The 7,325-nt window shown below is 66.5% G+C and carries 9 protein-coding genes; 8 read left to right on the top strand and 1 reads right to left on the bottom strand.

Features of this window, described 5'->3' with window-relative positions; all coding sequences use genetic code 11:
- From VGH68_RS01100 to VGH68_RS01075, 6 genes are all read left to right on the top strand, one after another.
- Positions 1 to 592, top strand: a 592-nt coding sequence (locus tag VGH68_RS01100) for a branched-chain amino acid transaminase (RefSeq protein WP_331601662.1), incomplete at its 5' end; no start/stop codon positions are given.
- A 73-nt stretch (positions 593 to 665) separates the two neighbouring features.
- Entirely contained in the window at positions 666 to 860 is a 195-nt protein-coding gene (locus tag VGH68_RS01095; RefSeq protein WP_331601661.1) for a zinc-finger domain-containing protein, read from the top strand.
- A 225-nt stretch (positions 861 to 1,085) separates the two neighbouring features.
- Positions 1,086 to 2,111 (top strand): lipopolysaccharide heptosyltransferase II, encoded by a 1,026-nt coding sequence (gene waaF, locus VGH68_RS01090; RefSeq protein ID WP_331601660.1) that lies wholly within the window; start codon positions 1,086 to 1,088, stop codon positions 2,109 to 2,111.
- Between the two features lie 167 nt (positions 2,112 to 2,278).
- Positions 2,279 to 2,725, top strand: coding sequence for a nuclear transport factor 2 family protein (locus tag VGH68_RS01085; RefSeq protein WP_331601659.1), 447 nt, complete (start codon positions 2,279 to 2,281; stop codon positions 2,723 to 2,725).
- Positions 2,726 to 2,788: 63 nt separating this feature from the next.
- A complete protein-coding gene (locus VGH68_RS01080) occupies positions 2,789 to 3,838 on the top strand; it encodes a YheT family hydrolase (protein WP_331601658.1) in 1,050 nt (349 codons plus the stop codon).
- Entirely contained in the window at positions 3,831 to 4,409 is a 579-nt protein-coding gene (locus tag VGH68_RS01075) for a DUF2946 family protein (protein WP_331601657.1), read from the top strand. The genes VGH68_RS01080 and VGH68_RS01075 overlap by 8 nt, the downstream gene beginning before the upstream one ends.
- Positions 4,410 to 4,457: 48 nt before the next feature.
- On the opposite strand, the gene VGH68_RS01070 is transcribed toward VGH68_RS01075, so the two are convergent.
- On the bottom strand, positions 4,458 to 6,191 hold the full coding sequence (locus VGH68_RS01070; RefSeq protein ID WP_331601656.1) for a M48 family metalloprotease: 1,734 nt from the start codon (positions 6,189 to 6,191) through the stop codon (positions 4,458 to 4,460).
- Positions 6,192 to 6,375: 184 nt separating this feature from the next.
- Here VGH68_RS01070 and moaC point away from each other — a divergent pair, with 184 nt between their 5' ends.
- The gene (gene moaC / locus VGH68_RS01065; protein WP_331601655.1) at positions 6,376 to 6,855 is read left to right on the top strand and encodes a cyclic pyranopterin monophosphate synthase MoaC; all 480 of its coding nucleotides are present in this window, start codon (positions 6,376 to 6,378) and stop codon (positions 6,853 to 6,855) included.
- Positions 6,856 to 6,905: 50 nt separating this feature from the next.
- Complete coding sequence (locus VGH68_RS01060; protein WP_331601654.1) at positions 6,906 to 7,262, top strand: nucleotide pyrophosphohydrolase; 357 nt, start codon at positions 6,906 to 6,908, stop codon at positions 7,260 to 7,262.
- Positions 7,263 to 7,325 lie beyond the last annotated feature (63 nt).

The raw sequence follows: 7,325 nt of genomic DNA, 5'->3' as shown, positions 1-7,325 counted from the left end.
GGTGTCGGCGAAAGGCAACACCATTCACGTGGCGATCGCCGCCTGGCCGTGGGGCGCCTATCTCGGCGACGACGGCCTCGCCAAGGGCATCCGCGTGAAGACGTCGTCGTTCACCCGCCATCACGTGAATGTGTCGATGGTCCGTGCGAAGGCGTCGGGCTGGTACGTCAACTCGATTCTGGCCAACCAGGAAGCGATCGCCGACGGCTACGACGAAGCGCTGCTGCTCGATGTCGACGGCTACGTGTCAGAAGGCTCGGGCGAAAACTTCTTCCTCGTCAACAATGGCAAGCTGTACACGCCGGACCTGTCATCGTGCCTCGACGGCATCACGCGCGACACGGTCATCACGCTCGCGCGCGACATGGGCCTGCAGGTGATCGAAAAGCGCATTACGCGCGACGAGGTGTACACCTGCGACGAAGCGTTCTTCACCGGGACCGCCGCCGAAGTCACGCCGATTCGCGAGCTCGACAACCGCACGATCGGCGCCGGCGCACGCGGCCCGATCACGGAAAAGCTGCAATCGGCATTCTTCGACGTCGTGAACGGCAAGAGCGAGAAGTACGCGCACTGGCTCACGAAGATCTGAGTAAAGTTTTGAGATGCGCCGCGCGCCGCCCTTGAGTGGCGCGCGGCCCGCACCCGCATACAACGAGAGTCTCATGAGCGAAATCAAGGAAATGCCGCTGGTCGAACTGACGGCAAAAGATCTGCCGGCATACTGCCCGAACCCGGCCATGCCGCGCTGGAGCGCGCATCCGCGCGTGTTCATCGACGTCACGCATGGCGAAGCGCGCTGCCCGTACTGCAGCACGCGCTATAAGCTGCGCGACGGCGAAGTGCTCAAGGGCCATTGAGCCCGGCGCGCTGAGCAGGCGCGAGCGCGTCGGTTTTCGCCGACGCGCTCGCCACGACGCCCGCTCGATCGCCAGAACCGTGCAGCGGCGCGGCATGCGCGCGCCGTCAACGCGGTGCGTCCGGGCAACCGGTCACGCGCCGCGCGGTTTTTATCCCCTATCACCAATCCGAACGCCACTCGCATTGCGCGCGGCGCTTCTTTTCGACACCGGACACTGACCCTGATGCGTCGCGCGTTGGTTATCGCACCGAACTGGATCGGTGACGCATTGATGGCGCAGCCGCTGTTTGCGCGCCTCGTGAAATTGCATCCGCGCATCGTCATCGACGCGGTCGCGCCCTCCTGGGTCGCGCCCGTGCTCGAGCGCATGCCGGAAATCCGCGACGTCTACGCGACCGACCTCGCGCACGGCAAGCTGCAGATGCTGCGCCGCTGGCAGTTGTCGAGCGATCTGCGCGACGTCGGCTACGACGCGGCCTATGTGCTGCCGAACTCGTTCAAGTCGGCGCTGATTCCGTGGCTGGCCGGCATTCCGCTGCGCATCGGCTACACCGGCGAGAGCCGCTACGGCGTGCTCAACGTGCGCCATGCGAATCCGCGCAAGAACGAGCGCCCGCCGATGGTCGGCCACTACGCGGCGCTCGCCTACGCGCCCGGCGCGAAGCTGCCCGACGACCTGCCGATGCCGCGCCTCGACACCGACCTGAACGAGGCGTCGCGGGTCTCGGCGCGCTTCAATCTCGATACCCGCGTGCCGCTGCTGGTGTTCTGCCCCGGCGCCGAGTACGGTCCCGCGAAGCGCTGGCCGCCCGAGCATTTCGCGTCGCTCGCGCAGATGGTCGGCCAGTCGTTCCCGTACACGCAGATCGTCGCGCTCGGCTCGCCGAAAGACGCGCCGCTCGCGCAGGCGATCGCCGAGAAGGCGCCGAACGTGCGCAATCTATGCGGCCAGACCGCGCTCGGCGAGGCCTGCGCGCTGATCGCGCGGGCCGGCGCGGTCGTCACCAACGACTCCGGCCTGATGCACGTCGCGGCCGCGCTGCGCCGCCCGCTGGTGGCGGTCTACGGTTCGACCGATCCGCGCCACACCCCGCCCTTGTCCGAGCTCGCGAAGGTACAATGGCTTGATCTCGAATGCAGCCCCTGTTTTGAGCGCGAGTGTCCGCTCGGCCATCTGAACTGCCTGAAGCAGTTGAGCGCCGAGCAGGTTTTCGGCGATCTGCGCGGCATGCTGCTCGCGCAGCGCTGAGCCGACCGGTACTTGCACGCAACACCGCACGCCCCCGAGCGCGCCGCGTCATGTTCGCGCCTTGCGGCGCGGGCAAGCTGGCGCCCGGGAGCGAGGGTCCGGTGCGCCGGACCGTTCCGCTACCGCTGACCCGCAACCGCGCGCCGCGCGCAAGAGACCGACGAGCCATGCCACGTTTTGCCCATATCTTCGAAGCCGCCGCCGATACCCTGAACGCCTACTATCAGGCCGTCGCCGAGGTCAATATCGACAGCTTGATGGGCTTGTGGATCGACGAGGAATTCGCCAGCTGCATCTGCGCGGACGGCTCGCACCTGCATGGACTCGACAGCATCCGCACCGGCTTGCAGATCCAGCTCGAAGCGATGCCGGTGTCGATCGAGCCGCTCGACATTCGCGTCTACGACAGCCTCGGCACGGTCGTCTACGCGATTGCCGAAGCGCATCGTCCGGCCGACCCGAAGGCCACGCCGGCGATGGTGTTTGCGACCTACGTGATGGTCCACGAGCGCGGCGAATGGCGCATCGCGCATATTCACGCGAGCGCGATGCCGCAAGAGACGGCCAGCCAGTTCGCGACGAAAATGCGGCATGGTCAGGGCTCGCTGCACTAACGCCCGGCCGCGCCACGGGCACCGCGTCCGCTTCGCGCGTTATTTTTCCGTTTTGACGCAGGTATGAGTTCGACGTCCGACAAACCCGTTTCCTCCCCCACGGCCCGCGCCGCCGCCGCCGCGGTCGAGGCGACCGTCGAGCTGCTGTACCGCGCGCCGCTCTGGCTGCCGAACCGGCATGTGCAGACCATCGTCCCGTCGCTGTTTGCGCGCCGCCCTGCGGTGGCGTTTCGGCGCGAGCGCTGGGACACGCCCGACGGCGATTTCATCGATCTCGACTGGGTCATCCACGACACCCCGCCCGCCGATACGGCGCCGCTCTTCGTGCTGTTTCACGGGCTCGAAGGCAGTTCCGGCTCACATTACTCGGCGGCGCTGATGGCGGCCGCGCGCGAGTACGGCTGGCATGGCGTCGTGCCGCACTTTCGCAGTTGCAGCGGCGCGATCAATCGCCTGCCGCGCTTTTACCACCTCGCCGACAGCAACGAAGTCGACTGGATCGTGCGCCGCCTGCGCGCCGCGCATCGCGGGCCGCTGCTCACGGCGGGCGTGTCGCTCGGTGGCAACGTGCTGCTGCGCTGGCTTGGCGAGCGGCGCGAGGATGCGCTGCAGGTGGTCTCGGCGGCCGCCGCAATTTCCACGCCGATCGACGTTCATGCCGGCGGCCGCGCGCTGTCGCAGGGTTTCGGGCTCGTCTATACACGCAGTTTCCTGAAGACGCTCAAGCAGAAGGCCGAGCAGAAGCTCCTGCAGTTCCCCGGCCTGTACGATCGCGACGCGATGCTCGCGAGCCGCACCATGTACGAGTTCGACAATGTCGTCACTGCGCCGCTGCACGGCTTTCGCAATACCGACGACTACTGGAGCAGCGCGACCACGCGGCCCATCCTGCCGCACATTCAGGTGCCGACGCTGGTGCTCAACGCGCGCAACGACCCGTTTCTGCCGGCCGAGGCGCTGCCGTCGCGGCACGAGGTGTCGAAGGCGGTCGAGCTGGACCAGCCGGAGCACGGCGGTCACGCGGGCTTCATGACCGGGCCGTTCCCGGGGCGCATCGACTGGCTGTCGCGACGCGTGTTCGGTTATCTCAAAGGGCACGTCGATCATGGATGACATCGTCAGACAGGCACTCGCCAAATGGCCCAATGTGCCGAGTTGCACCGGCTGGCTGATGCTGGATCGGCGCGGCAACTGGCGCATGCGCGACGAAGCCGCGCAGGCGAGCGGCGCGCCGGGCGTGCCGATCCGGCACGATGGACTGCTTGGGTTCATCAACCGCAATTACGAGGCCGATGAGCACGGCCAGTGGTTTTTCCAGAACGGCCCGCAGCGCGTGTATGTGGAACTGGGTTACACGCCTTGGGTCGTCCGGTTGTCGGTGGATCCGCACGGGGCGCTGGCGTTGCACGACCAGGGCGGCCGCGCGTTCGAGCCGGCGGCGGTTTTCGTCGATGAAGACGGCGCGATTCTGTTCGCCGATCACTCGCGGCCAGCCCGGGTCGCCGTGCTGCACGATCACGATCTCGAACCGTTCTCCGATCATGCGACGCTCGCCGACGGAGGTTCCACGTTGAGCGGTGTATTCCACTGGAATGCGCAGGTCGCGCTGCCACTGCAAAGCGTGCGACGTGACGAGGTGCCCGCACGCTTCGGGTTCGTCGCTAGCCCGGCGGCACGGGTCTGAGACGGCGGTTCCCGCGCAGCGGCCAACTCGAGAGCCCCGCCCCCAACGTCACCCGGTCGAATCCTTCTCGTCGAGCCGCTCCTCCTTATAGCGGTTCTCCATCTCGTGCAAACGCGCGTCGACGGTCGCAAGGTCGTAGTAGCTGATCGCCTTCAGATCGCGCGCGTCTTTCAATTGCCGGATCGCCGACGGCCATGCCCCGTCGAGCGCGAATTTCTCCGCCATCGCGCGGTGCTGGGTCAATGCATCGCCGCTGCCCGCGGCCGCCTGCGCGAGATAGAGCCACCACGCCGGCTGGTCCGGGTGCGCGCGGGTCTCCTGGCGGGCGAGCGCCTCAGCCTCGGTGAAACGCCGCAACGTCAACAGCGTTCGGATATGCATGTCGATCGCGGCATTCGAGCTCGGCCAGCGCTTCTGCGCGAATTCGGCCAGACGCGCGGCTTCGTCGTCGTGTCCGCCGCGCCGCGCGATGTCGGCCGCGAGCACGTCGAGGCTCGGTGAACTGCGTTGCGGCTCGCCCTCGGCGCGCTCGCCAGCCGCGAACGTCGCGCGCGCGGTGGCAAGCGATGCAGCCGCGTCGTCGTAGCGCTCGAGCAGCATCTGACCGTACGCGATCCCATACCAATTGGCGGCGACGTTCAGCGCGGTGCGCTCGTCGATTTCGGAGTGCATGCGTGAAATTTCGTCCGCGTATTCGCTGCGTGAGCGGTCCTGCAGCAGACGCGCGCGCGCCCGCACGAAACCGTATTCGGGATCCTGATGCGGCTGCCGGTACGGCGCCCGACGCGCGCGGTCCTCCATGTCGGCGATCCGCTCGCCGGTCAGCGGATGCGTGCGCGCGTATGCGGGCATGCCGTTGTCGTTCATCGCCGCGCGATCGAGCCGTCCGAAGAAAGCCGGCATCGCATACGGGTCGTAGCCGGCGCCGGCGAGCAGCATAAAGCCGACGCGGTCCGCTTCCTGTTCGGCCGAGCGGGAAAAACGCAACTGGCTGTCGATCGCATACGCCTGACCGCCGATCGCGATCGCGCCGCCAAGATCGCCGCTGTGCGCAAGCACGCCCGCGAGCACCCCGAACAGCATGCTGGCGAGCGCCGCATAGCCGCTGCGCTCGCCGGTTGAGATCATCCGCGAGATATGTCTTTGCAGCACGTGCCCCATCTCGTGGCCGAGCACCGCCGCGAGTTCGGACTCGGTCTGCGTCGTGACGATCAGGCCGGTATTCACGCCGATAAAGCCGCCGGGCAGCGAAAATGCGTTGATCTGCGCATCGCGCACCGCGAACAGATCGAAGTCCGGACGATAGCCGCCGATGTATAGCGCATTGGCCGCCGCGGCAAGTTTGGCCGATACCGAATTCAGGTAGTCGCGCACCAGCCAGTCGTCGAGATAGTCAGGGTCGCGGCGCAACTCGCGCATCACGCGCTCGCCGAGTCTGCGTTCGGCCTGCGGCGTCAGCGAACCGGAGCCGCCGTTGCCGAGGTCGGGCAACTGCTGCGCGGCGATCGGCGCGCGCCAGCCGTCGCTGCCCGTGTTGCCGCGATTGCCGGCACCTTTCGAGAAGCGGCTTTGCGCGCCGCCGTATGTGCCGAAGACCCCTTGCGCGATTTCGGGTGGAAGGATCGGATCGGCATAGGCATCGGCCGGCCCGCTGACGAGCGGCGCCTCGGCGGCCAACGTGGTGGGCGTGCTGCTCGCCGCGCCGCGAGATTGCGCGAGCGCGCCCGGCGGCGCCGCGAGCGCTATGGACAACAACGCAACGAGAAACCGTTTTGAATGCATCGCGAGGCCGGTCTGACGAAGTCGACAGCGACGCCCGCCGCCCGGACTAACATAGCGGGCATCAGGCAGCGCGGAACAAACAGGCAGCAAAACACAGCGCAATTGTAATCAGTGGCGGCGGCGATCCGCCGGCCGCGTCGCGTCTATCGCACTGCTATGATAGGCGCCCCACGAAGGAGCCAACATGCCCGAACTCACTCATTTCGATGCTGCCGGCCAAGCGCATATGGTGGACGTCGGCGGCAAGCAGGAGACGAGGCGCATCGCCATTGCGCGCGGCTCCATCCGGATGCTGCCCGAGACGTTCGCGCTGATCCGCGACGGCAACGCCAAAAAAGGCGACGTGATCGGGGTCGCGCGGATCGCGGCGATCCAGGCGTCCAAGCGCACCGCCGATTTGATTCCGCTGTGCCATCCGCTCGCGCTGACGCGTGTGAAAGCCGACTTCGAACTCGACGACACGCTGCCCGGCTTGCATTGCACGGTGCAAGTCGAGACGCTTGGCAGAACCGGCGTGGAGATGGAGGCGCTCACCGCCGTGCAAGTGGGACTGCTGACGGTGTACGACATGTGCAAGGCGGTGGATCGCGGGATGACGATCACCGATGTGAAGGTGCTGGAAAAGCACGGCGGGAAGTCGGGGGACTGGGTGGCGCAGGGTTGAGCGCGCAGCTTCGTCAGCCCCGGTTCCATAGATCACAGGACCATCACCACATGCAGATGACGATCGACGAACTGCTCGAGCAGCTACTCGCGTTTCGCGACGCACGCGACTGGGCGCAATTTCACACTCTTCGCAACCTGATCGTCTCCACCAGCATCGAGGCTGGGGAACTGCTGGAAACGGTTCAGTGGAAGACCGATTCGGACATTGAAGCGCTGCTGCGCGATCCCCGGCAATTGACGAACCTGAAGCACGAATGTGCCGATGTGTTGATGTACCTGCTGCTGGTCGCCGATACCGCGGGGTTCGATCTCGTCGAGGCGGCGGCGGAAAAGCTCAAGCTCAACGAAGTGCGTTATCCGGTGGACGAAGCCAAAGGTACGGCTACGAAGTATTCCGAGCTTTGATGCGCGGCGGCTTGGGCAGCGCGCTGCAATGCATTGCTGGCGAAGCCGGCGTCAACCCCGCGC

It is taken from the genome of Paraburkholderia sp., assembly GCF_036488505.1.
Taxonomy (GTDB): Bacteria; Pseudomonadota; Gammaproteobacteria; order Burkholderiales; family Burkholderiaceae; genus Paraburkholderia.
Note: the sequence above shows the minus strand (reverse complement) of the source record. Positions and strands in the feature narration are given on the sequence as shown.

Excerpts from the sequence above, each read along its gene's own strand:
- VGH68_RS01075 (WP_331601657.1), top strand. The coding sequence starts at position 3,831 with ATGGATGACATCGTCAGACAGGCACTCGCCAAATGGCCCAATGTGCCG.
- moaC (WP_331601655.1), top strand. The coding sequence starts at position 6,376 with ATGCCCGAACTCACTCATTTCGATGCTGCCGGCCAAGCGCATATGGTG.
- waaF (WP_331601660.1), top strand. The coding sequence starts at position 1,086 with ATGCGTCGCGCGTTGGTTATCGCACCGAACTGGATCGGTGACGCATTG.
- VGH68_RS01070 (WP_331601656.1), bottom strand. The coding sequence starts at position 6,191 with ATGCATTCAAAACGGTTTCTCGTTGCGTTGTTGTCCATAGCGCTCGCG.
- VGH68_RS01060 (WP_331601654.1), top strand. The coding sequence starts at position 6,906 with ATGCAGATGACGATCGACGAACTGCTCGAGCAGCTACTCGCGTTTCGC.
- VGH68_RS01095 (WP_331601661.1), top strand. The coding sequence starts at position 666 with ATGAGCGAAATCAAGGAAATGCCGCTGGTCGAACTGACGGCAAAAGAT.
- VGH68_RS01080 (WP_331601658.1), top strand. The coding sequence starts at position 2,789 with ATGAGTTCGACGTCCGACAAACCCGTTTCCTCCCCCACGGCCCGCGCC.
- VGH68_RS01085 (WP_331601659.1), top strand. The coding sequence starts at position 2,279 with ATGCCACGTTTTGCCCATATCTTCGAAGCCGCCGCCGATACCCTGAAC.